This is a genomic window from Leyella lascolaii (genome assembly GCF_900079775.1).
GTDB classification, from domain to species: Bacteria; Bacteroidota; Bacteroidia; order Bacteroidales; family Bacteroidaceae; genus Prevotella; species Prevotella lascolaii.
The window spans coordinates 46628-69924 of sequence record NZ_LT556050.1 but is presented as its reverse complement, the minus strand read 5'-3'; the positions used below and the strand labels follow the sequence as shown (position 1 = coordinate 69924).

The following is a 23297-nucleotide window of genomic DNA, read 5'->3' as shown; positions in this document are numbered from 1 at the left end:
CCACGTTGGTGTCCCGCTGCCATGTATGAACTGTTTGTCGTGACAGCAGTCTGACGCTTGTCGCTCTCAGTGAATGTCCTTCACTTCCTGCGGCATGCTGTCAAGATGCGCTTTCCATCGGCCGTCTCTCTTTCTCATGACAATAGTGTAAAGGGCTGATTCCTTTATTTTTGAAGGCACACCTATGCTGTCCATCATAAGAAAATTCCTCACTTTCATTGTCACTACTGCCGTTGTGTCGTCAGGCATGATGATATCCGTGCTCTCGCATGTGGCGTCGTCTTTTTGCGAGTTTAGTATGTCAATGTCCTCCTGCGATATGTTCGAGGCAGCGTAACTCAGCCATTTCGCCGACTCGGGAGTGCACAGCTTCATGGCATCCTTATATAAACAATTGAAGAAATACTCGGCAAAGCGGCACGCTCCGTTTTCTATTTTCTCCTCTTCATTATCTTCCTTGCATGATGTTACTGTAAATGCCGTAAGCAATATGAGTGTTACGGCAGATGCCGCAATGATTCTGTCAAGAGTGTGTTTAGTTGTTTTCATGAAATGGCATATTTTGTATTGATTCTGCAAATTTAACCAAATACTTTTGCTTATTCATATTTTTTTAATACTTTTGTGTGAAAACAGTGCAAGTGAGTGCCGTGAGAGCTTCTCTCAAATTGCCGGACGCAGCCTGTCTTTAAATAAGATAGCACTGGCAGGAGCATTAAGAGCGTGTTCTTAGATTGTCCGGTGCAGCCTGTTTATAAAATCAATAAGGGTTCTGATGTTTAAATTCATATCTTTTGGTAGCGGTAGCAGCGGCAATTGCTATTGTCTTTTTACGGAAACGGACGGGTTGATGATTGATGCCGGTTTGGGCATCCGCACAATAAAAAAGTATTTCTACGAATACGGATTCTCGTTCCATATGTTGCATAATATTATTGTTACGCACGACCATGCCGACCACATCAAGTCGGTGGGAACACTCAGTACAGCACATGGTTTGCCTGTCTATGCCACCGCCGCCGTGCATCAGGGAATAATGCGAAACTATTGTGTCAGAAATAAGATACCGGAGAACAACAAGCGGATTATTGAGAAGAACGTGCCGTTTCATGCAGGTGAATTTGACATCACAGCCTTCGATGTGCCGCATGACAGCAGTGACAATGTAGGCTACAGAATAGAATACGGTGGCAAGGTGTTCTGTATCATTACTGACGCCGGGCATGTGACGGACGAGATGGCGGATATGATAGGGCACACTGATTATCTTGTTCTGGAGTCCAATTATGACGAGGACATGCTGCGGGACGGACCGTATCCCGAATATCTGAAGTCAAGGATAAGAAGCGGTAGGGGACATCTTGGCAACAATGAATGCGCTGCTGCACTGGAAAGATATGCGTCGGGGCGTCTGCGCCATGTCTGGCTGTGCCATCTGAGTGAAGAGAACAACCATCCGGAGATAGTCCGCAAGACTGTCGGACAGATACTTGATAAGCCGGAGACGGTGAATGCGCGGCACTTCGAGATTGACATTTTGAAGCGCAAAAGCCCCAATGGAGTTTTTGAACTTTGATGGGTTGAAGTGTATTCGGGAATAACAATTGACGTCTATGGCATAAAATGATGCCATACGGTTTTGGTAATATAAGATGAAAACATTGTGTGTACGGAACATAAAGTATGTTACCGGCAGACAGTTAGGAAATATATGGTATGAGTCCGGAATCGCGCATACATATGACTATTCAGTCTCAGTGCGGCATTCCGGACTCATTGCGGTGATGTTGTCTGTAGGTTGTTGGTTCTGCAACTCCTTACAGTTTTTCTTTCAGATATTTTCCTGTGATACTATTTGGACATTCAGCCACCTCTTCAGGTGTGCCGCAACAGACAAGGTCTCCTCCCCGGTTTCCTCCCTCAGGTCCGAGATCTATGATGTAGTCGGCGCATTTTATAAGATCCATGTTATGCTCTATAACGATAACGCTGTGTCCTTTGTCTATAAGCGAACCGAATGCCTCAAGCAGTTTCTTTATGTCGTGGAAGTGCAGACCGGTTGTCGGTTCATCGAATATGAACAGTGTAGGCTCCTGCTTTTCCATCCCGATGAAATATGCCAGCTTCACTCTTTGGTTCTCACCTCCGGAAAGAGTGGACGAACTTTGTCCGAGCTTTATGTATCCAAGTCCAACCTTCTCGAGCGGTTGCAGTCGGTTTACGACAGTCTTTTCTCCATGTTTTCCAAAGAAATCAATGGCTTCTGATACAGTCATGTCAAGTACGTCGTTGATGTTTTTTCCATGGAATCTTACATCAAGCACATCCTGTTTGAAGCGTTTGCCGTGGCATGCCTCACATTCAAGCACGAGGTCTGCCATGAACTGCATTTCCACATTGATGACTCCCGTACCCTTGCATTCCTCGCATCGTCCGCCTTCCGCGTTGAATGAGAAGTATTGCGCAGAGAACCCCATCTGCTTTGCGAGGGGCTGCTCGGCATAGAGCTGCCTTATTGCATCGTATGCCTTGAGGTATGTGGCGGGGTTGGAGCGTGTGCTTTTTCCTATCGGGTTCTGGTCAATCATTTCCACATGCCTTATCTGTTTCCAGTCTCCTTCCAGCGACGAATATTCTCCAGGAGCGTCAGCGGCTTCGTTGAGATGACGCTTCAGGGCAGGGTAGAGGATGCCTTTGAGCAATGACGACTTTCCGGAACCGCTCACACCGGTTATCACCGTGAGAATGTTCATTGGAAACTTCACGTCTATTCCTCGCAGATTGTTCATTCTTGCGCCTTTTATCTCTATTGCCATGTTCCATTTGCGGCGTGTTGCGGGAATGTCGATTCGTTCTTTTCCTGTAAGATATTTCACGGTATGGCTGCGTGTGTTGTTGTCTGCAAGGCTGTCGATGGAGGATGTGTCGCCTTCGAACACAATTTCACCGCCAAGTCGTCCGGCGTCAGGTCCTACGTCAATGAGGTAGTCCGCCGCACGAATTATCTCTTCGTCGTGCTCTACCACTACCACCGTATTGTTGAGAGCCTGAAGCTCTTTGAGCACATGAATGAGCCGCTGAGTGTCGCGGCTGTGCAGTCCGATGCTCGGTTCGTCGAGAATGTATACAGAGCCTACGAGCGAACTGCCGAGCGATGTTGTAAGATTGATGCGCTGGCTCTCACCTCCACTGAGCGTGTTTGACGGTCGGTTGAGCGTCAGATATCCCAGTCCCACGTCAAGCAAGAACTGCAGTCTGTTCTTTATTTCGGTTATCAGACGTTTGGATATCTCCTTCTCGTTGTCATCGAGTTTTATGTTGTCAAACCATTCTTTAAGGTTCGTCACAGGCATGTCAACAAGGTCTGATATACTCATTCCGCATATCTTCACCCATGACGCCTCCTTTTTCAGTCGTGTCCCATGGCAGTCAGGACAAACGGTCTTGCCGCGATACCGGCTCAACAAAACGCGATACTGAATCTTGTATTGGTTCTCTTTCACCATCCGGAAGAACGAGTCTATGCACACCTTTTCGCTTTCCGGTGCGGACTTCTCAGACGGCAGACCGTGCCAGAGCATATTTTTTTGTGCCCGGGTAAGATTATAGTATGGCTCGAATATAGGGAAATTGTCTTTCGTAGCTCTGCGGCAGAACTCGTCTTTCCACACACTCAGTTTGTCGCCGTGCCAGCATTGCACGCATCCGTCATATACGCTTAGCGATGAGTTTGGTATGACGAGCTTTTCATCTATTCCCATTATCTTGCCGAATCCCTCACATGTGGGGCATGCTCCGGCAGGAGAGTTGAATGAGAACATGTTGTCGTTGGGTCTCTCGAATTCCATACCGTCAGCCTCGAACTTCACAGAGAAGTCATAGCATATGTTTGACGGAAGGAAGAGAAGCCTGCAACTGCCGTCGCTTTCGTAGAATGCGCTTTCCGCAGAGTCTGTAAGTCGTGATATGGCTTCCTTGTCATGGCTTACGCTCATACGGTCAATCAGCAGATATATTTCTCCGGCTGGCGTGTTCTCTATGGCTTCATCGTTTTTCAGGAACTCGTCAATGCGCATGAACTCACCCTTATGCCATATTCTGGAATATCCCTGCTGGATTTCCATTTCGAGCTGTTTCCTGAGTGTCCGTTCCTTTATTATCTTCAGTGGTGCGAGCACTGCGAACTTTGTGCCTGGCGAATATTGCATCGCGCAGTTCACTATGTCCTCCGGAGTGTGTACTTTCACCTCATTGCCGCTGTATGGTGAATATGTGCGTCCTATGCGTGCGAAGAGCAGCCGCATATACTCGTATATCTCGGTTGATGTGCCGACCGTGCTTCTCGGATTTCTTGAGTTGACCTTCTGTTCAATGGCTATGGCAGGCGGCAGTCCCTTAATGAAGTCGCACTCGGGTTTGCTCATCCTTCCGAGATATTGTCTGGCATACGATGAAAGAGACTCCACATAGCGTCTCTGACCTTCTGCATAAAGTGTGTCGAATGCCAGAGACGATTTGCCGGAGCCTGAGACTCCGGCAATGACTATGAATTTGTTGCGTGGTATTTTAAGGCTCACGTTTTTCAGATTGTTCACACGTGCGCCTTTTATTTCAATGTATTGGGACATAAATTATGAATTCATTGAGAGAAGGAACTCCTCATTGTTCTGAGTGCGTGTCATCCTGTCGTGTATCGAATTCATCGCCTCGATAGGATTCATGTCTGATATGTATTTTCTCAGAATCCACATGCGGTCGAGTGTTGTCTTGTCCTGGAGCAGGTCATCACGGCGTGTGCTCGATGCCACAAGGTTGACAGCAGGGAATATTCGTTTGTTGGAGAGTGTGCGGTCAAGCTGAAGCTCCATGTTGCCGGTTCCCTTGAATTCCTCGAAAATCACCTCGTCCATCTTCGAGCCGGTGTCTATGAGAGCCGTGGCGATGATTGTAAGTGAGCCGCCTCCTTCAATGTTGCGTGCTGCACCGAAAAATCTCTTCGGCTTCTGCAGGGCGTTTGCGTCCACACCTCCTGTGAGTACCTTTCCCGAAGCGGGTGCCACGGTGTTGTAGGCACGCGCAAGTCGTGTTATGGAATCGAGGAAAATCACCACGTCGTGTCCGCATTCCACCATTCTTTTTGCCTTTTCAAGAACAATGCCGGCAATCTTCACGTGACGTTCGGCAGGCTCGTCGAATGTGGAGGCTATGACTTCCGCGTTTACTGTACGTGCCATGTCGGTAACCTCCTCGGGGCGTTCGTCGATGAGCAACATCATGAGATAAGCCTCAGGATGGTTCGCTGCTATCGCGTTTGCTATGTCTTTCATGAGGATGGTCTTACCTGTCTTCGGCTGTGCGACGATGAGTGCGCGCTGACCTTTTCCTATAGGAGAGAACAGGTCAACTATTCTTGTGCTGAGGTTTGTCGTGTTTCTTTCGCCGCAAAGAGTGAACTTCTCGTCAGGAAACAGCGGTGTAAGATGCTCGAATGCTATGCGGTCGCGTATCTCTGACGGGTCGCGCCCGTTGATTTTATCGATGCTTGTAAGTGGAAAATATTTCTCTCCGTCATGCGGCGGGCGCACATGGCACTGTACCACGTCACCTGTCTTCAGACCGTATCGTTTTATCTGTTGTACGGATACGTATACGTCGTCGGGTGACGAAAGGTAGTTGTAGTCGCTTGAGCGCAGGAATCCGTATCCGTCGGGCATCACCTCAAGCACACCGTTCGCACTGATAATGTCGGAGAAATCATATTTTACGCTTTCCGGTACAGCCGTCTGTGTGTAAGTGGGCTGCGACTGGGGCATGATGTTTGTGGGATTGTCGAATATGTCGAATGTCGGAACCACGCCCTGATCTTCTATCGGCAGGTCTACAATCGGGATGAATTCAGTTCCGTCTCCGGGGTCTCCTTCCCATACTCCGTTTGCCATAGCCTCCCGTTTCTCGCTTGTATCTTCGTTGTGGGCGTTTATTTTTGCCTGAAGCTGTGCTATCAGTTCGCTGTCTGTCTCGTCGTCGGTTCCATTTCCGGCAGCGGCATATGCTTCTTCAGGTATGATGTTTTCCATATTCATTTCGTTTTCTTCCTCTTTGCCGTCTTCCGGTTGTTCTTCCGCACCGGTAGCCGTCTGCTCCGCTTCCGGCTCGTCTGCTGTCATGGTTTCTGCGGTTTCGTCCGCTTCCTTTTCCGCTGTTGCGGCAGTTTCCTTCAGGCTTTTCCTTCCGCGTCGCTTTGTTGCCGGTGCCGGTGCTGTCTCCGTAACATCCTCTGATGTGCCTGATGTCTCCGGCTGAGTCTGGCTCTCCTTGAATAGTGACTGTTGTTCTGCCACTGCCTTATTTTTCTTAAGATCGAAGTTCTCTCCGTCTTTTCCGTTGACCGAGTAAACTCTGTCGGTGTCTTTTTTCAGTATTCTTGTTCTGCGCCTTTTTGTTCCCAGCGGGTTTTTGTTGCCTTCAACTTCAGCTTGTTTGTCTAATATGGCGTAGATTATTTCCTCTTGCGTTTTACTATTGTCTACATCTATGCCTGCTGTCTTTGCGATATCTTCCAGTTCAGACAAGTTTTTAGATGATAATTCGTCTTTGCTATACATGGATTATAATAAAATTGGTGTAATATGATGTTTCACGAGCGGAAACATGTGTCGTACTAAAATTATAGCGCAAAGATAGTAAAATTATTTGTAGTAAGCGTAAACGGAGTCTTATATTTACTGTCGTTAACATTAGTTAACCAACCGTGCGGGCGTGATATTCTTTCGCGATAACGCCTTGTTCGCATATCCTTTTTATGCTCTGACAGACCGTTCTGCCGTGACACGGGTTGTTTTCCTTAGGAAGGCGGCATGTCGGGTGTGGCGGTGAAGAGGACTGTGCCGGAGCTGACTGCGTCCGGACGTCCGACGCAAACAAGGTTCCGGCACATGCCGCACGTTCTTACGCGCTGTAAACGTTTAACGTTTTATATTAAAGACAGCGTTGACATTGTCGTTTGTCTGTCGCATTATCTCTTCGGGGGAAACATTGTAGCATGCGGCGAGCACATCTATAATATGTGTGATGAACGCGCTTTCGTTGCGTTTCCCGCGCATCGGTACCGGTGCCATGTATGGCGCGTCTGTCTCGAGCACGATGCGGTCGGGCGGTACGGCTGACGGCAGTACGGACGGCAGGTTGCTCTTCTTGAATGTGAGCACACCTCCTATGCCGAGCATGAAGTTGTCGAATGCGAGCAGTTCGGCTGCCTCGTGGCTGTTGCCGGTGAAGCAATGGAACACGCCTCCCGGCAGTTCTTTCCTGTATCTGCGGAGTATGGCGACAAGCTCGTTCTGTGCTTTCCGACAATGTATCATCAGCGGCAGGCGCGTCTCGACAGACCATCTCACCTGTTCCTCGAAGGCTGCAAGCTGTTCGTTCTCAAACTCGCGCGACCAGTAGAAGTCCAGTCCCACCTCTCCTATGGCGATGAACGGTGATGACGGCTGTATCATCCGCTTCATCGAGGCAAGCACCTCACGCCAGTCCGGACGCACCTCCTCCGGATGCAGACCTATCATCGGGTAGGCGTAACCGGGATAGCGCGAGCATATTTCGGTGAGAGCCGGCAGATGCTCCATGTCTATCGCCGGAACGAACATGGCTGCGCAGCCTGCCTCTCTGGCGCGGCTTACAGTCTCGTCACGGTCGGCGTCAAACTCCTCTCCGTCAAGATGGATGTGTGTGTCAATATATGTCATCTGATGTTGTTCAGTACAAATGTTTCTCGTTTCGTCTGTAATAATAAACCACTCCGAGCTTGCGGCATTCGGCATAGCGTCGTTCGGGCGGCTCGTTCTCGTAGTGACGCTCTATCTGGTTCCATATGTCGAGCAGCAGGGCGTCTATCTCCTCGCGCTGCGACTGCACGTCCTCGAGTGCCTTCTGTGTCTTCATGACACTCGCTCGTTGCTTGGCGTACATCTCGCGGAATATCTCATAATGTGTCGACACCATGCCTATCGTCGGATTGTATATGGGTCGTCCGCCTTTCTTAAGGCGCATTTTCTCACCGTTGATTACCTTCGGCGCCCATTCCAGCAGACCATCAGGTGACTTGATGTTCGGCAATGCCGTGGTGTCGGGAGTTAGTCCGTAAAGCTCAAGATTATGTTTCTTTATCTCCTTACGCTCTACAGCGAGAAACAGAACCTGCAGGAAATGACTCACATACATCGATGCGTTGCGCATCAGTCTGTCTATCTTTGCCGTGTGACGCTTCTGTGCTACGAGCAGAAGCCTGTACTGACTGCATGCCGTGTAGAGTCTGTCGTATGCCGACTGTGCCTTGTTGAGTGATTTCCACCCTACAAAATTGTTCCTGACTGTGTAGATGTCGTTGTTGTCCAACAATGTCTTCAAAGCCTTGAGCCTTGCTGCGTCTGTCTTCGGCAGTCTCCTGTATGGCATGTGTATCTGTTTTCTCTCTGTTAAATAATGTTTGTGTCAATAATTCCGTTTCATCATCACCGAGACATAGTTCATCAGTTCCGCCTTTCGCTCCCGGTCCACGCTGACGGCGTCGATGTACTTCCTGCTCTGCCTGAAGTAGTGGTTTATCTTCTCCAGAGCCAGACGGTCTATGCCAATCTCGTCGTATATCGCCCTGACGGCGGCTATCTTCTCTCCGGCGTCAAAGTCTTTCGAGCCTATCCATTCCGATAGTCTCCTGCGCTGTTCGCTGTCAGCCCTGTTCATGGCATTGATGAGCATGTATGTCTTTTTGTTCGATACGATGTCGCCGCCTATCGCCTTTCCGAACACCGACGGGTCTCCGTACACATCAAGATAGTCGTCCTGCAACTGGAAGGCGAGTCCCACCTGTTCGCCGAACCTGTACAGATTGTCGGCGTCTGCTGCCGGAGCGTCCGCCAGAATCGCGCCTATCTTCATCGAGCATGCGAGCAGTACGCTCGTCTTTAGGCGTATCATCTCTATGTATTCATCCTCCGTCACGTCGTTGCGGTGCTCGAAGTCCATGTCATACTGTTGTCCCTCACCTATTTCAAGAGCCGTCTTCGAGAAGAGGTCGAGCACCGGTTTGAGCTTTGCCTGGTCACATTGCGCCATGCGCTGGTAGGCAAGCACCAGCATGGAGTCGCCCGACAGTATCGCCGTGTTGGCGTCCCATTTCTTGTGCACGGTCTGATGTCCGCGCCTCAGGTCGGCGTTGTCCATAAGGTCGTCGTGCAGAAGCGTGTAGTTGTGGTAGGTCTCTATGGCGCATGCCGGCATTATGATGTCCTCAGAATTGTCCCTGAACAGTTCGTATGTGAGCATCATGAGAACCGGACGTATGCGTTTCCCGCCGATAGACAGCACATATCTTATCGGCTCATACAGTGTCTCCGGCTTCCGGTCTCCGGAAATAGTGTCAAGACGCTCGTTTATTTTCTGCAATATTTCGTTTGAGTTCAACATAATATTGATGTGTATTTATATTTTAAAAACTATCGGTATTGCGAACATGGTGCGGCATGGCTTGTCCTTGTCAACGCCGGGTTTCCATTTCGGCATCATTCCTATCACGCGCATCGCCTCGCGGTCGAGAAGCGGGTTGACGCCTTTCATCACCTTCGCGTCGGATATTGAGCCGTCCTCGTTTACGATGAACGACACGACCACCTTGCCTTGTATCTTTCTGTCTCTTGCCTGTTCAGGGTATCTCAGGTTGACAGACAGCCATTGTATGAACGCCCCCATCCCTCCGGGAAACTCGGGTATCTGTTCCACCACGCGGAAGCTCAGCGCAGGCATCTCCGGCTTGTCCTCCTCAGTCTCTGTCTCTTCTGTGGGGGCGGGTGCGGGCAATGTGGGCTGCCCTGCATACTTGGCTGAGTCAGCCTTTTCGCCTGATTCGTCTTTGGTAGCGTTGCTCTGCGCCTCGTCCCCGGCTATGCGCAGCCTGTCATGAGACTGTTTTCCCTCCGCGCGTGCCGTTGCAGTCCTGAATGACCTTACCTCTATCGTCGGATAAATGTCCATGTCCAAAGACATGTCCTCGAGCAGTTCCTCGTCGTCAGGCGAACCCCCGTCCGTTGCGGTATATTCGAAAGCGACAAACAGCAGTGAAAGCGCGAACACCACACCGAGCAGAAACCATGTGGCTCTGTAGTTGTCTATATCCGCTTTTTTTGATTTCTTTATTTCCACAATCCTACGAACAGACTTTTTTATTGTATACAATTGCAGTTACGCGTCAGATGCTCCGGCACCGCGCGTAAGGGCATAAGCCATCCGTTTGCAACCGTCGTTATGGCATATAACGGTACAAAGATAGCATAAATATAATACAGCGCAAAATCTAACGCTTCCTTTTTGTCATGTCCGTGCCAGCCTGCTCAAATAATGCTTCCATATGAATGCCGGAACGGTTGCGCCATGATTAAGAGTATTCTGCACGTCAGGCAATGCGCCATATATGTCCATCCTGCCTTTTGAGGTGCGTTATGCATGGCATGACATTGCGCATGGCGCGCCCATGTCTCCGCCGTGTTCTTATGCCATATATGTTCTTCCGTCAATGTATTGTATATATGTATAAGTATACACTTTCGTTTGTCTCATTATGCATAAATATTCATCGCAACTCCGTAATACCCGCGTTATTTCGTGCGAGAGCGCGAACGGACGCAAATAAGCTTGTATCCGGCACTTTGCGCATCGCACTGTCAGTCAGCCGCTTATGCTTTATTGCTTCTCCGGACGCCCGTTCCGGTGTCACAGAAGAGCCTCTTTCGCCTGCCAGAAGAGGCTTTCCCGCACTACGGAAGAGCCTCCGTCGGGTGCCAGCAACGGCTCTTCCGTGTTGCAGAAAAGCCTTTTTCGCATGACGGTTATGCGGATGCTGCGCTCCGACTGTGATATTCCGGCTTCACAAAACGTGTTTTTTCATGTCATGACAGTCGTTTTTCCTTATTCTGTTTTCTGTTTTGCAGTTTTCCATTGTCAAAACTTTTTACTTCTCAGATGCATAAATATGCAATACCGTATGCTTTTATGTGAGCCGTGTCAGTAATACTGTCCTTCATTCTTTGTATGAAAATCGTACATGGATATTTACCGGTATTCAGAAAAAAATCATTTCCTTTGCAACGAAATGAGGACACGGCGCGTCTAACCAACAGAAACAATTTAAAAACAGAAAACGTAATGAAACATTTGTTATTGGTATTGGTGATGTTCTCTGTATTGAACGCAGCCGCCGCGGACACAGCTCCGCGCCACCGTCACCAGCATGTGGACGCTGCCCTTGTGCAGCCGGCTGATTCAGCCAACGGCGTCGAGGCTTACTCAGACACTACTACTTACGAGACTTATGACGACGAGCCGGAAGAAGCCGTGAGCACTCCTGCGCGCAGCGTCAGTCCGTCTGATTACAGCGATCCGTTCTCCTTTTACAATGCCTTGTGGACGGTAGGTGTAGGCGGAGTGATTATCGCCATACTGCTCACGCTCCTGTTCCTCGTACTCATACTTGCTCCTGTGGCTATCGTGGTGGTGCTTATAAGGTATCTGTTCAAGAGCCATAACGACAGGATGATGCTGAGGGAGAAGGCTATGGAACGCGGATATGCGCGCGGAGAGACATCCGGGGCTACGGGCGCGAACGTTTCCGGACAGCCCATATACAGTCAGGCTGATTATGAGAAGGTGCGCGACGACTATATGTTGAAGCGCGGAATCCAGAATGTCGCCGTAGGAATGGGTCTCGTGATCATGTTCGGCTGCTGGAGCGCGGACTTCCTTGTCGGTATCGGCTTCCTCGTAGTGTGTCTGGGAGTAGGGCAGATTGTCATCTCACGTCTGGTGCCGGGCGTAAGCGGCAAGCGCGGTCACAACTCCGGTGTAAAGGTCGACATCCAGATACCCAAGCGTAAGCACGGTAGGGACAGAAGGCGTGGCGGAAGACCTGACGCGCATGACGCCTCCGCAGAAGTGTACGACGAGACTAAAGACAATCAATAAACAGTCCTGCCGTGAACGAACTGAACGACATCTCTCTTGTCACTCAGGTGGCTGTGTTTCATAACAGGCGCGCTTTCGACCGCCTCGTGGTGAAATATCAGTCACCTATAAGGCGGTTCTTCCTGAACCAGACTTTGGGAGACAGACAGTTGAGTGACGATCTCGCTCAGGACACGTTCATCAGGGCATATGTGAATATCACCAAGTTCCGGGGACTCGCGTCGTTCTCCACCTGGCTCTATAGGATAGCCTACAATGTGCTTTATGATTACAGGAGAAGGTCGAAGACGGCATGCGACATCGACGATGTGCCCGGGGTGAGGTCGCGTCATGAAACTGCCGACAGCAACCTGAAGATGGATTTGTATGACGCGCTTTCACGTCTGAACGATAATGAGCGTTCATGCATAAGCCTCCAGCTGATAGACGGCTATCCGATAAACCGCATATCGGAGATAACGGGGATGGCTGAGGGAACGGTGAAGTCGCACATCTTCAGAGGCAAGAAGAAGTTGTCTGAATATTTAAAACATAACGGATATGACTGAATATGAAGATAAGAGGATAGTGTCTTTTTTCGAGGAATATGCCCGGAAAGAGATTGCTGATGACGGATTCTCGCAGCGTGTGATGCGTTCGCTTCCGTCGCATGACTATGTTTATAAGCAGCGTCTCAACAGAATATGGACGGCAGTGTGTGCCTTGGCGGCTGTCGTGCTGTTCGTCCGTGCCGACGGGTTTGCCGTCCTGAAAGGCATTGCCGCCGATTTCGTTGTCGACGCGTTCACGTCCACCATGTCGATAGATGTGAGCGGAGTGTCGCTTTTGATGGTGGTCATGACACTCCTCACTTTTGTATATGTGGCTATATACAACATACTCACGTCCGACAATTAGCATTTTTTGAGTCTTTGAAAGTATAGTTGCCGGGATGGCTCCGTCTCATTCTCACTCAATGAAAATGACGGAGTCATCCTCTTCTTTGCCGTCTGTGCCGGTGGATTGGGACTTCGGCTTCGTCTTCAGATTGCCTTTCTCGTCGAACATTCCGTAGGTTGTGCGCAGCACGATGAACTCCGTCCGCCTGTTCAGCTGGTTGCAAATCTCCTGCTTTTCCTCGTCAAGCTTCTTTATGAAATCCTCTGTCAGCACGTCGCCTTCCTTCAGCCAGTCATACTTCTCGGTGAGTTTCTTCCTGATGGTCTTTGGTTTTTCTTTTCCGTAACCTACCGGACTGAGCCGGTCTGCGGCAATTCCCTTGGCGGTGAGATAGTTCACCACCGATTCGGCACGGCGTTGCGCAAGTCCCTTGTTGTATTCCGATGAGCCTTTGTAGTCGCAATGCGCGCTCAGCTCTATGGTGACATTGGGGTTCTCGTTAAGCAGTTTCACAAGCTCGTCAAGCGCGGTTGTTGACTCAGGTCTGAGCGTTGCTTTGTCGAAATCATAGAATATGTTGTCGATAAGTACGGGTGCCGTGATGGACGCAAGGGGGAACTGGAGGACGTATTCTTTCGATTCCTCTGTCTTTTCTGCCCTCAGTTCCTCCTTGTGATTGAGGAACCCCTTGCATGTGGCGAGGAATATGTATCTCACGTTCGGCTCTATCACCTGTTCGAAAGAGCCGTCGCCCTTGACGCTCAGTTTCAGGTTGGTGCCGTCGTCGCCTATCATGTAGACCTGCGCTGCGGGCAGTTCGTAGCCGTCCTGTTCGTAAACCCAGCCCTTGACATTCTGTATTATCTCCGGATTCTCGAAGCTGTAGATGTGGTCCCAGCCCCGTCCGTCGTTACGGTTTGACGAGAAGTAGCCTCTGTTGTGCACTCCCTCGAAAGTCATTCCGAAGTCGTCAGCCTGCGAGTTGAGCGGATAGCCCGGGTGCTCCAGCACGTAATGGCCGCTTTTGTCGGGCTTGGCTATGTAGATGTCGAGCCCTCCCATGCCCGGATGACCGTTGCTCGAGAAGTACAGGTCGCCGTTAGGTCTGAATGTGGGAAACATCTCGTCGCCCGGAGTATTTATCGGTTCGCCGAGGTTTTCCACCCCTCCCAGTCCGGCAGACGTGAGCCGCACTCTCCATATGTCGAGTCCGCCGAGTCCTCCGGGCATGTCTGACGTGAAGTAGAGCCATTGTCCGTCAGGCGACACGGCGGGGTGGGCGTAGCTCGAAAGAGTGTCTCGCGTTATCTCAAGCAGTGACGCCTTGCCCCACGATGCGTCCGCTCTCGACGATGTCACTATCTGTGCGTAGCGCGGATATGACGGGTCTGTCTGGCATTGGGTGAGGTACATCTCACGCTGGTCGGGCGACAGAGCGCACGCGCCTTCGTCAAACTCGGTGTTCAGTCCGCCTTCCACGACTTCCGGTTTGCTCCATTTGCCTTTGTCGTCTTTCTCCGACACGAATATGTCACCGGGCTTTGTGCCGGTTATTCCACTCAGTTCGTTGCCCTGAGCCTCGTTCCGTGTCGATGTGAAATAGAGCTTTTCGTACTGGTCACCGGCAAGGACAGGCGAGAACTCCGCGCGCCGCGAGTTGAACACATCCATGCGTTTCACGGTGTATCTCGACCCTTCCTTCTTCCATTGCGGTGCGTTCTGCGCTGAGACGAGTCCGTTCTTGGCAAGCGTGTTGTCCGGCATGGAGTCGAGAACAGCCTTAAATTCGGTTGCCGCCTGTTTGTAGTCAGCCGTCTTGAGCAGCTGCCGCGCGTATGCCAGACGGTGGTTCATGTCTGCCTGGTTGTAGCGTATGGCGTTGCGGTAGGCAGCCACGGCTTTCTGCACGGAGTTTGTCTTCTCATAGCAGTAAGCCATTTTCAGCGCGTATTGTCCTCTTTTCTCACGTTCCTTAGGTGATGTCTTTGTGTATGCCTGTTTGAATTGCGTGGCGGCGTCATAGTATTCTCCGAGCGCGAGATACTTCTCCGCCTTCTTCAGATTCTTCTCCGCTCCGCACGAACAAAGCATGGCGCACACCATGACCCAAACGGTGATGTATGTATGTCTTCTCATTTCCAGTCAGTCTTTCCCTTTTCATTAAGAAACGAAAAAACCGCCGCTTTATTGCGAAACGGCGGTTTTTAGATGTCTCAAATATCCCCTCAGTTGTTTTTTGCCGCGAAAGCCACCCTGTAAGTGCATCCGTTCTTCCAGTTGCTGCATCCGTATGCGGTCTTTCCCTTTATTATAGTGCCCTTTCCGCAGAGCGGACATTTTGTGCCGATGATGCTGTCGTCGGGCGTCTTCCCGTCTTCAGTCTTTCTCGCGGCGGTGCGTGTCTTGCCTGCGGCTGATGCCGAGGCTTTCTTCTTAGGTGCGCTTCGTGTCGCGCGTTTCTTCTTCAGGTCGTCGTCTGTTGTGGTCGTTATGCGCCTGTTGCTGTTGTCGCGCAGCACGTCGTTCACTATTTCTGTGATTTGTGTTTTAAGTTCGTTTATGAACAGGGAAGCGTCGTATCTCCTGTGTTCTATGTCCCTCAGCTTCTTTTCCCATATGCCAGTGAGCTCGCAACTCTTCAGAAGCTCCTCGTGTATGGTGTCTATCAGCTCTATGCCCGTCTGTGTAGCGACGAGGTTCTTGCGCTCTCTTCTGATGTAGCGTCGCTTGAACAGGGTCTCTATTATGTTGGCGCGCGATGACGGACGACCTATTCCGTTCTCTTTAAGAGCGGCGCGCAGCGTCTCGTCCTCCACAAACTTGCCAGCTGTCTCCATAGCTCTCAGCAGTGTCGCCTCGGTGTAGTATTTGGGCGGAGTCGTGGTTTTCTCGCTCAGGGTGGGCTCGTGCGGTCCGCTCTCTCCCTTGACAAAGGCAGGCAGGGTGCGCTCGTCGTCGCCCTTCTTTGATTCGTCTTCCGCCGCGTCGGAATCCTCTCTGGCATACACCGTGCGCCATCCCGGCGAGAGAATCTCCTTGCCGCTCACCTTGAACTCCACGTCCTCAACCTTTCCGAGCACCGTTGTTGTGGAGAACTTGCAGTCGGGCCAGAATGCGGCGATGAACCTTCGGGCTATCAGGTCGTACACATTGCGTTCCATGTCGGTAAGGTTTACGGCAGGCACGCCTGTGGGTATGATGGCGTGGTGGTCGGTCACTTTTGACGTGTCGAATATGCGTTTGGGCTTTATCAGAGCCTTTGCCAGCAGCGGGCGTGTGAGCTCCTGATAGCCGCGCAGACCGTTGAGTATAGCCGGACACTTGGGATAGATGTCGTCGCTGAGAAACTGCGTGTCGACGCGCGGATATGTTGTGAGCTTGCGTTCGTACAATGCCTGTATGAGGTTCAGCGTCGTCTCCGCGCTGTAGCTGAACTTCCTGTTGCACTCCACCTGCAGTGATGTGAGGTCGAAAAGACGTTGCGGAGCCTCAGTGCCGTTCTTCTTCTGCACGTCTGTGATGCAGAACGTTTTGCCGGCAATGGTCTCAAAGGCTTTCTCTCCCTCCTCCTTGGATGCGAAGCGTCCCTTTGTGGCGGTGAAGAGCGTGTCGCGGTAGACTGTGGACAGCACCCAGTAAGGTTCCGGCTTGAAGTTGTCTATCTCCTTCTGGCGGTTTACTATCAGTGCGAGAGTGGGTGTCTGCACCCGTCCGATGCTCAGCACCTGACGGTTCTGACCGTATTTCAGCGTGTAGAGGCGTGTGGCGTTCATGCCCAGAATCCAGTCGCCTATGGCGCGGCTCAGTCCTGCTATGTAGAGCGGATTGTACTCCGACTGGTCTTTCAGAGAGTTGAATCCCTCGCGTATAGCCTCGTCTGTCATCGACGAAATCCACAGCCGCTTCACCGGACACTTCGCTTTCGCCTTCTGCATGACCCACCGTTGTATGAGCTCGCCCTCCTGTCCGGCATCACCGCAGTTGATTATGCCGTCGGCAGCCTGCATGAGTCTCTCTATCACTGCGAACTGTTTTCTTATTCCGGCGTCGTCGATGAGTTTTATGCCGAATCTGTCCGGAATCATCGGCAGTGCGCTCAGGCTCCAGTGTTTCCAGTTCTCGGTGTAGTCGTTTGGCTCTTTCAGTGTGCACAGATGTCCGAATGTCCATGTCACCTGATATCCGTTGCCTTCCATGTAACCGTCTCTCGAGCTGTTGGCTCCGATGATGCGGGCAATGTCTTTGGCGACACTTGGTTTCTCGGCTATACAGACTATCATTTATATATGTTGTATGTTTTGCTGTTGTTATGCGTGAATCAAATTGCAGACAAAATTACAAGAAAAATCTCATACGCCGCTGTTTTGCGTGCGAAAAAAGATGAACGGTAAGTGCCGGAGGAAAACCTGCGACGGTGTTTTCATGCTCCGGCGAGGTGAGGGCGGGCTGCATGCGGGACGGCAGGATACATAATGCCGGGCGGAACACAAAACGCATGAATATGCAAAAACGCTGTGCGCTGTGTGAATAAATATTCATCGTAATCCGAAAATAAGGCAGTATTTGCGCGCGGACAGTCTTTCGGCTGTAAATACGCGGTTTTTTAGCGGTTTGCCTATCATGCTGACAGTCAGCGGGTTTGCCTTTACAGTCATCAGAAAGCGACTGTTCCGGTATGCGGAAAAGCCTTTCTTGTGTCGCCAAACAGGCTCTTCCGCCATATGATATATGCTTTTCTGACGCACGAAACAGCCTGTTCCGTCGTGCGGAAAATGCCGTTTCAGCCGGAAAAAGGCAGCGGGCGGTTTCGTCGGAGGTATAATATGCCATCGGGAGAGACATACGGACGAACCGTGAAAGGGCTTTCAGCGTGTCCGTTTTTCTGTTTTATGATTTTCTGTTGTCAAAATTATTTACTGCCGGAATGAATAAATATACATTCCCGCCGACCTGTTCCGGCTTCGTGAGACGGCTTTGCGGCAGGGAGTGTCGCATACCGCAAGGAGTGCGTATCGCGCTTTTATGGAGCGGAAAACGTGTCTTGTTGAATATTCAGGATATACGGTTGAGAGATTTTTATCATTTATATGAATATGTGATACAAGATTTATGTAGTTTTGCAGTTTACATATTAGAATAACGAAATATACACACGCATTGGCAGAGACATGCAGAAGAGACATATGGGAATAATGAGATACATATTGCCGCTGGTCGCCGCTATAGTGATGGTTTCGTGTGTCGGGGATGACAGGACCGTCAACATTGACGAGCCGATCATAGATAACGGCGGACTGAAAGGAGTCTATCTTGGTATGTGGAGCATCGAAGGACAGCCCGACATACCGTCCGAACTGACAGTGTATGACACCGGGTTCAGCTTCAAGACGCTGCCTGTGGAGGCTGTGCTTAGGGCAGTGCTTCCCGGACACGACATAGGGCGCGCCACCGGAGTGGGCTATATGGTGCCGTATGACGAGACCGGTTACAGCGCGCAGGCAATGTATTATTCTGTCCATCCGGAGCAATGGGTGACAGGAGCGGATATTGACGGGAAGCCGCGCACGGTGATTATGCATTTTGTCAGCCGCGATGACGACTATGCGTTCAAGTCTGTCGCCACTTATTCAATGCTCTCCGGAGTGTACAAGATAGTGCTCCATATGCGGGGAATAGAGATATATGACGGTCCGGACGACGAGAGTCCGCAGACTGTCGACAGAGATATGAAACTGACGTTCGTGACTCTCAGAAAGATATGGACACGGACATCATGACATGCCGGACATGCCGGCGGAAAATAAAAACAACAACGGATTGGAATCGGAGAAGCGTCTTCTCAACGACATAAAGAACGGCAGCAGGTCTGCAATGCGCGAACTGTATGACCGGTATTCCGGATATGCCACGGCTGTATGCCTGCGGTATATCCCTGACCGGGATGAGATGCAGGACGTGATGCAGGACAGTTTCGTGAAGATATTCACCTCGCTGGACAGTTTCGAGTATCGTGGGGAAGGGTCGCTGAGGTCGTGGATAACGAGGATAGTGATGAACGAGTCGCTCGACTACATACGCCGGAACGGACGGTTCACGTTCACTGACGACATACCGGACGGTGCGGAGGAGGACGAGCCTGAGATTGACACGATTCCGGACGATGTGCTGATGGAGATGATAGGGCGGTTGCCGGACGGCTACAGGGTTGTGCTCAACATGTATGTGTTCGGCGGGATGAGCCATAAAGAGATAGCGGAGAAACTCGGAATAAAGACCGGCACATCGGCGTCACAGTATTTCCATGCCAAGAAACTGCTCGCAAAAATGATTGACGACTATAACAAACGACAATAATATGAAACATAACGACTGGACAGACAGACTGCATGACAGGCTTTCAGACTACAAGGCGGTGCCTCCCGTCGGTTTGTGGGACAAGATAGAGACTGCCGTCGACGGCAGGAGAAAGAGGGCGCGGACGGTCCGCATGCGCGTGTGGGCTGCGGCGGCTGCTGTAGCCCTGCTGCTGATAAGCGGTGCGGGATATCTGCTTAACAGGAACATCATATCGCAGCTTGACAGCCGGGACGCTTTCACCGGTGTGAGTGGAAACGCCGGACGTCACACGGCTGATGCCCGACGCGGCAGCACGGATGTGGCGGAAGAAACTAAGGTGACCGAAGCAACTGGCGGTCTTGTGGCTGTGAACAATGTCCCAGTGTCTGTAGCCGATTGCGTGGCTGAAGCTGTGGAAGAGAATGCGGCTGAGCGTGACGCACAGCATACCGGGGAGACCGTGGCGGAGACAGCAGGAAGCGGTGCCGCTGCCAATGAGGAAAACGAGGGAGAGGAGAAAGGCAGAGGCAATGTCTCGGGACGTGACGTCGGTATGGAGAGAATGCCTGCACGTCCGGCGTCGTACGACATACGTAAGGACAGAGAGCGCGGAGGAGCGTGGACAGTGGGCGCATACTCATCAAACATGTTCGGCAATTCCGGCAGTATGAACAGTGTGAACGTGATCAGCCGCGTTACGGCAGACTATTCGATGACTGAAAACATGCTGAAAGCCAGCTCGGCGTCATTCTCCAACTACAGTGAGGAAAACAAGCATTATCTGCCTCTCTCGTTCGGACTGACGGCAGGCTATGCCCTTACCGACCGCATAAGGGTCAGCTCGGGAATTGTTTATTCAAGGCTGGCGTCAGACTTTATACGCTCTTCTGACGGAGAGGAGACCACAGACCGGCAGACCCTGCAATATATAGGCGTGCCGCTAAACGTGAGTTATGACATATGGAGCACGCGCCGTTTCAAGGCATATGTGACAGCCGGAGGTCAGGCTGATTTCAACGTCTCGGCACGTGTGGAGACCGAAGGCGTGAAGACAAGGATGGATCGCGACAACGTGCAGTGGTCTGTGAGTGCCGCCGCCGGAGCGCAGTATGACGTCATTCCGCAGCTCGGCGTGTATGTCGAACCGGGCGTGAGATATTATATAGACAACGGTAGCAGGATAGAAAACTATTACAAGGATAAGCCGGTGAGTTTCAGTCTGCAATTCGGACTGAGGCTTAATATAGAGTAGGATGTTCGAACCCGAATCGGTCATCGGACTTCCATTCTCATTTCGTGCTGCTGTCAGGCAGATTGTATTCATCTTTGTCGACGGTGTAGCGGGCTACACCGGGAACAAGATGGATGCAATATGACGGCGGCAGAGCGTAAGAAGTATGAAGAGCTGACAATAAACATTAAATGTATAATCAGCGGTCTGATGACCGATTTGGGTTTAGGTTTGTTTTTAATGTGTGCGGACGGCGGGTTCTTTCAATACGAATCTGCCGTCTGTCCATATTGTGCGGTAAGGCTTGATGCTGTAAAGGCACTCTTCCACATATCTGTCCTTATCGTTTGTCTTCTCTTTGTCGATGAGCAGATACGGCAGACGTCCGCTGTGGCGGTAGGCTGTATCGATGTATCGCCTGTTCATCATGTCGCTTGTGAATACCGTCGAATATACGGCGTAAGGCTTGCATCCGAGCAGCGATATGACAGGAATGGAGAAATTGCATATCATGTGGCTGTTGTCGGGAACATGCGGTTTCACGTTGTGTATGATGTAGTTGTTGAGGCGCGCGTTCTCTTCCGACGTGTAGATATGCCTTGTAAGCGGACTGTCTATTGTGAAGCGGCACCGCATGCGCGTGCTTTCCTCCATCATCGGACGGCACATGTTGGTGTATATCATGGCTATGCAGATGAACGCATAGCCTGTGCGCAAGGCGGTGTATGCCGGTTTCTGATATGCCGACCTCAGTTTTCCCGCTCCTTCGCATATTACGCCTAAAGCTGCGGGAAGCGTCATGAAGCACATGTCCTTGCCGTAGAAATCGGGACCGGCATTGCTCCCTATGGGCAGGACAAGCGGTATGAACATTGACAGAAGGTATAGTGAGGTTTTCCCGTCTTTTGTCTCCGGACGTGCGAAAAGGAAGGCTGACGCGGCGAGACATATGCCTACGGTTATGTTGGACGGCGATTCCCACAGGTATATGTTGGGAATGATGAGCAGTGAGAGAATGGCAGTCGCAATGTCTCTCTTCATGCCGCTCAGCCTGAGACGGCATAAGGCAATCAGGAAAATGAGGAGCGCGATGACGGAGAATCCCTGTATCTGTCCCTGATAAAGTTCGTAAATGCTGATTATTATGGCTTTCACCCCATGAGGGTCCTGCGGGTCATGACTCCTTGTGAGTATGTCCCGAACGGTCATGTTGAACACATCCAGCATCCCCGTGGCATATAATGATATTGTTACGGCGGCGCACGCGGCTACCGTGCCGGTGAAGAATGCGGCAAACTGGTGGCGCGTTTTCAGTCTTGTGTCATATTTATATGATATGAGCCAGGCGAGAAACGGTATGCCGATGAATGTGATATTGACTATCCTGAAATAGAATGCCGCACCGACAAAGACACCGCTTAGGAATATGCTTGTCAGTCTGTCGCGCGCAAAACCGTGATGGTATGCCATGACGGCGAGCGTCAGCAGACCGGCAGAATAGTCGTTGTAGTTTATTTCCGTATAGCTTCCGAAGTGGGCGAGGGTGGCAAGCAGCATGCCGCTTATTATAATGCCGCCTCTTATGTAGCGTCTCAAATAAAGATATATGACGGTCTGTGACAGGATGACAAAAATAAGATGGAGGACTCTGAGCCCGAGATATGAGTCGATGGAAAATGCCTTGCAGAGCCATGATGTAAGCTGGAAGCTGAGCAGCCACTGCCCGAGAAAATAGGAGACATAGGGCTCGTCGGTGAAGTGCTGGTAGCCTGACATGTAGAATCCGATGTCGAGCCAGGAGAAGCCCTGGAACATCTGCGCTCCAAGATATACGGTTACGAAAAGTATGTAGAGTATGAACGGATATGCGGAGCCGGAAGTGCGGAGGTTGTGCATGGACATGTTATGTTTCTTATAATTCGAATGAGAACTTGCAGGACGTGGAGCATCCTATGCTTTCCTTGAAGTCGCAAAGACCGTAGTTGGGCGTTCCGTGCTCGGTGGACGGTCCGATGTCCAGAATCCTTACGCCTTTGTCGTGATAGAATCCGAATATCCTGTATGCGAGGATGTTCATGGGTCGCAAGCTGTTGTAGCTTCCTATATTGCCCCAATAGATGACCTGGCAGATGTCGTCAGCCACATGGAACACCTGTGCTGCGGCTACGTCGTGTCCGGAGTGTGTGAGGATGAAGAAGTCGGCTGGTATCGTCTTTACCGTCATAAGGACATCCTCCGCACTCATTCTGAGCGGATAGCCGTGCTCTTCGCGGTTTGCCTTTATCACGTTGTATGCACGGATGATGCCTTCATCGTCGTTGTCACGGATATGAGTGAAGGCGAACGGCTCCTTCAGAGCCTTGTGGAGGTTCTTCCTTGCGTTGCGTTCTATTATATTCTCGTAGTCTGGGAAGCGCGTCGTATCGAAGTGATAGTTTATGTCGATGTGCCTTATCCGTCCTTCTCTTGAGAGCGAGCTGATGCTCCGTACTGGCTGGGACGCCTCATAGATTGTCGGCGGAAGTGTGACGATGACCTTTTTATGAAGACTCTCTCCAAACGATTTCAGGAGTCTTGCTGCCTCGTCTGTCAGCATGACGCTCTGATGTTTTCTTGTGCAGAATCCTCCGAACGGTGCGGAGAACGGCGACAGAAGTCTCTCTCCGTCGTCTCCGAGAACTATACCGAATCGTGTCTTCGAATCCTCAAATAAGAGATAGTACAGTCTGTCGGCTTTATATCTGTTGAGCTCGGAAAACTCCGCGCTGTTGTATATATGCGGATGTCTTCCGAATATATCCTTATATTCTGCGGCTGTAGTCTCTCTTATTTTCAT

19 protein-coding genes are annotated in these 23297 nt (G+C 50.8%); 8 read left to right on the top strand and 11 right to left on the bottom strand.

Going from position 1 to position 23297, the window contains the following annotated elements; translation table 11 throughout:
• Positions 1-66 precede the first annotated feature (66 nt).
• Positions 67-549 (bottom strand): hypothetical protein, encoded by a 483-nt coding sequence (locus BN4609_RS12810; protein ID WP_068857039.1) that lies wholly within the window; start codon positions 547-549, stop codon positions 67-69.
• 226 nt (positions 550-775) lie between these two features.
• Between BN4609_RS12810 and BN4609_RS12805 the strand changes: the two genes are divergently transcribed.
• Positions 776-1576 carry an MBL fold metallo-hydrolase gene (locus tag BN4609_RS12805; protein WP_068857038.1) on the top strand — a complete coding sequence of 267 codons (801 nt, stop codon included), beginning with the start codon at positions 776-778 and terminating at the stop codon, positions 1574-1576.
• A gap of 241 nt (positions 1577-1817) precedes the next feature.
• Here the strand turns inward: BN4609_RS12805 and uvrA are convergent, their stop codons facing one another.
• From uvrA to BN4609_RS12775, 6 genes are all read right to left on the bottom strand, one after another.
• Positions 1818-4628 carry an excinuclease ABC subunit UvrA gene (uvrA, locus tag BN4609_RS12800; protein ID WP_068857037.1) on the bottom strand — a complete coding sequence of 937 codons (2811 nt, stop codon included), beginning with the start codon at positions 4626-4628 and terminating at the stop codon, positions 1818-1820.
• Between the two features lie 3 nt (positions 4629-4631).
• Positions 4632-6605, bottom strand: coding sequence for a transcription termination factor Rho (rho, locus tag BN4609_RS12795; RefSeq protein WP_068857036.1), 1974 nt, complete (start codon positions 6603-6605; stop codon positions 4632-4634).
• A gap of 360 nt (positions 6606-6965) precedes the next feature.
• Positions 6966-7748: a TatD family hydrolase gene (locus BN4609_RS12790; protein ID WP_068857035.1), complete on the bottom strand. Its 783-nt coding sequence runs from the start codon at positions 7746-7748 to the stop codon at positions 6966-6968.
• 10 nt (positions 7749-7758) lie between these two features.
• A complete protein-coding gene (locus BN4609_RS12785; protein WP_068857034.1) occupies positions 7759-8457 on the bottom strand; it encodes a hypothetical protein in 699 nt (232 codons plus the stop codon).
• A 36-nt stretch (positions 8458-8493) separates the two neighbouring features.
• The gene (locus BN4609_RS12780; RefSeq protein ID WP_068857033.1) at positions 8494-9468 is read right to left on the bottom strand and encodes a polyprenyl synthetase family protein; all 975 of its coding nucleotides are present in this window, start codon (positions 9466-9468) and stop codon (positions 8494-8496) included.
• A gap of 15 nt (positions 9469-9483) precedes the next feature.
• The gene (locus BN4609_RS12775) at positions 9484-10200 is read right to left on the bottom strand and encodes an energy transducer TonB (protein WP_021993620.1); all 717 of its coding nucleotides are present in this window, start codon (positions 10198-10200) and stop codon (positions 9484-9486) included.
• Positions 10201-11199: 999 nt separating this feature from the next.
• On the opposite strand from BN4609_RS12775, the gene BN4609_RS12770 reads away from it, so the two are divergent.
• The 3 genes from BN4609_RS12770 to BN4609_RS12760 are packed head-to-tail and all read left to right on the top strand — an operon-like array spanning position 11200 to position 12912.
• Positions 11200-12015, top strand: a complete 816-nt coding sequence (locus BN4609_RS12770; protein WP_164071692.1) for a DUF6249 domain-containing protein — start codon at positions 11200-11202, stop codon at positions 12013-12015.
• An 11-nt stretch (positions 12016-12026) separates the two neighbouring features.
• Positions 12027-12563 carry an RNA polymerase sigma factor gene (locus BN4609_RS12765; RefSeq protein WP_021993622.1) on the top strand — a complete coding sequence of 179 codons (537 nt, stop codon included), beginning with the start codon at positions 12027-12029 and terminating at the stop codon, positions 12561-12563.
• A complete protein-coding gene (locus BN4609_RS12760) occupies positions 12556-12912 on the top strand; it encodes a DUF5056 domain-containing protein (RefSeq protein WP_021993623.1) in 357 nt (118 codons plus the stop codon). The genes BN4609_RS12765 and BN4609_RS12760 overlap by 8 nt, the downstream gene beginning before the upstream one ends.
• 51 nt (positions 12913-12963) lie before the next feature.
• On the opposite strand, the gene porE is transcribed toward BN4609_RS12760, so the two are convergent.
• Both porE and BN4609_RS12750 read right to left on the bottom strand, forming a co-directional pair.
• Positions 12964-15030 (bottom strand): PorE family type IX secretion system protein, encoded by a 2067-nt coding sequence (gene porE / locus BN4609_RS12755; RefSeq protein ID WP_068857031.1) that lies wholly within the window; start codon positions 15028-15030, stop codon positions 12964-12966.
• An 89-nt stretch (positions 15031-15119) separates the two neighbouring features.
• Complete coding sequence (locus BN4609_RS12750; protein WP_068857030.1) at positions 15120-17174, bottom strand: DNA topoisomerase 3; 2055 nt, start codon at positions 17172-17174, stop codon at positions 15120-15122.
• Positions 17175-18086: 912 nt separating this feature from the next.
• Between BN4609_RS12750 and BN4609_RS12745 the strand changes: the two genes are divergently transcribed.
• From BN4609_RS12745 to BN4609_RS17085, 4 genes are read left to right on the top strand one after another with little or no spacing between them, the layout of a single operon-like run.
• On the top strand, positions 18087-18671 hold the full coding sequence (locus BN4609_RS12745) for a hypothetical protein (RefSeq protein ID WP_164071691.1): 585 nt from the start codon (positions 18087-18089) through the stop codon (positions 18669-18671).
• 40 nt (positions 18672-18711) lie between these two features.
• Positions 18712-19248: an RNA polymerase sigma factor gene (locus BN4609_RS12740; RefSeq protein WP_241033264.1), complete on the top strand. Its 537-nt coding sequence runs from the start codon at positions 18712-18714 to the stop codon at positions 19246-19248.
• Between the two features lies 1 nt (position 19249).
• Entirely contained in the window at positions 19250-20482 is a 1233-nt protein-coding gene (locus BN4609_RS12735) for an outer membrane beta-barrel protein (protein WP_068857028.1), read from the top strand.
• Position 20483: 1 nt separating this feature from the next.
• A complete protein-coding gene (locus BN4609_RS17085; RefSeq protein WP_262503287.1) occupies positions 20484-20606 on the top strand; it encodes a hypothetical protein in 123 nt (40 codons plus the stop codon).
• A gap of 92 nt (positions 20607-20698) precedes the next feature.
• Here BN4609_RS17085 and BN4609_RS12730 read toward each other — a convergent pair whose 3' ends face one another.
• The gene (locus tag BN4609_RS12730; RefSeq protein ID WP_068857027.1) at positions 20699-22363 is read right to left on the bottom strand and encodes a glycosyltransferase family 39 protein; all 1665 of its coding nucleotides are present in this window, start codon (positions 22361-22363) and stop codon (positions 20699-20701) included.
• A gap of 10 nt (positions 22364-22373) precedes the next feature.
• The gene (locus BN4609_RS12725; RefSeq protein ID WP_068857026.1) at positions 22374-23297 is read right to left on the bottom strand and encodes a GNAT family N-acetyltransferase; all 924 of its coding nucleotides are present in this window, start codon (positions 23295-23297) and stop codon (positions 22374-22376) included.

Bases quoted from the DNA above. Each gene is read 5' to 3' on its own strand.
- BN4609_RS12810 (WP_068857039.1), bottom strand. From the start codon at position 549: ATGAAAACAACTAAACACACTCTTGACAGAATCATTGCGGCATCTGCC.
- BN4609_RS12805 (WP_068857038.1), top strand. From the start codon at position 776: ATGTTTAAATTCATATCTTTTGGTAGCGGTAGCAGCGGCAATTGCTAT.
- uvrA (WP_068857037.1), bottom strand. From the start codon at position 4,628: ATGTCCCAATACATTGAAATAAAAGGCGCACGTGTGAACAATCTGAAA.
- rho (WP_068857036.1), bottom strand. From the start codon at position 6,605: ATGTATAGCAAAGACGAATTATCATCTAAAAACTTGTCTGAACTGGAA.
- BN4609_RS12790 (WP_068857035.1), bottom strand. From the start codon at position 7,748: ATGACATATATTGACACACACATCCATCTTGACGGAGAGGAGTTTGAC.
- BN4609_RS12785 (WP_068857034.1), bottom strand. From the start codon at position 8,457: ATGCCATACAGGAGACTGCCGAAGACAGACGCAGCAAGGCTCAAGGCT.
- BN4609_RS12780 (WP_068857033.1), bottom strand. From the start codon at position 9,468: ATGTTGAACTCAAACGAAATATTGCAGAAAATAAACGAGCGTCTTGAC.
- BN4609_RS12770 (WP_164071692.1), top strand. From the start codon at position 11,200: ATGAAACATTTGTTATTGGTATTGGTGATGTTCTCTGTATTGAACGCA.
- BN4609_RS12760 (WP_021993623.1), top strand. From the start codon at position 12,556: ATGACTGAATATGAAGATAAGAGGATAGTGTCTTTTTTCGAGGAATAT.
- porE (WP_068857031.1), bottom strand. From the start codon at position 15,030: ATGAGAAGACATACATACATCACCGTTTGGGTCATGGTGTGCGCCATG.
- BN4609_RS12750 (WP_068857030.1), bottom strand. From the start codon at position 17,174: ATGATAGTCTGTATAGCCGAGAAACCAAGTGTCGCCAAAGACATTGCC.
- BN4609_RS12745 (WP_164071691.1), top strand. From the start codon at position 18,087: ATGAGATACATATTGCCGCTGGTCGCCGCTATAGTGATGGTTTCGTGT.
- BN4609_RS12735 (WP_068857028.1), top strand. From the start codon at position 19,250: ATGAAACATAACGACTGGACAGACAGACTGCATGACAGGCTTTCAGAC.
- BN4609_RS17085 (WP_262503287.1), top strand. From the start codon at position 20,484: ATGTTCGAACCCGAATCGGTCATCGGACTTCCATTCTCATTTCGTGCT.
- BN4609_RS12730 (WP_068857027.1), bottom strand. From the start codon at position 22,363: ATGTCCATGCACAACCTCCGCACTTCCGGCTCCGCATATCCGTTCATA.
- BN4609_RS12725 (WP_068857026.1), bottom strand. From the start codon at position 23,297: ATGAAAATAAGAGAGACTACAGCCGCAGAATATAAGGATATATTCGGA.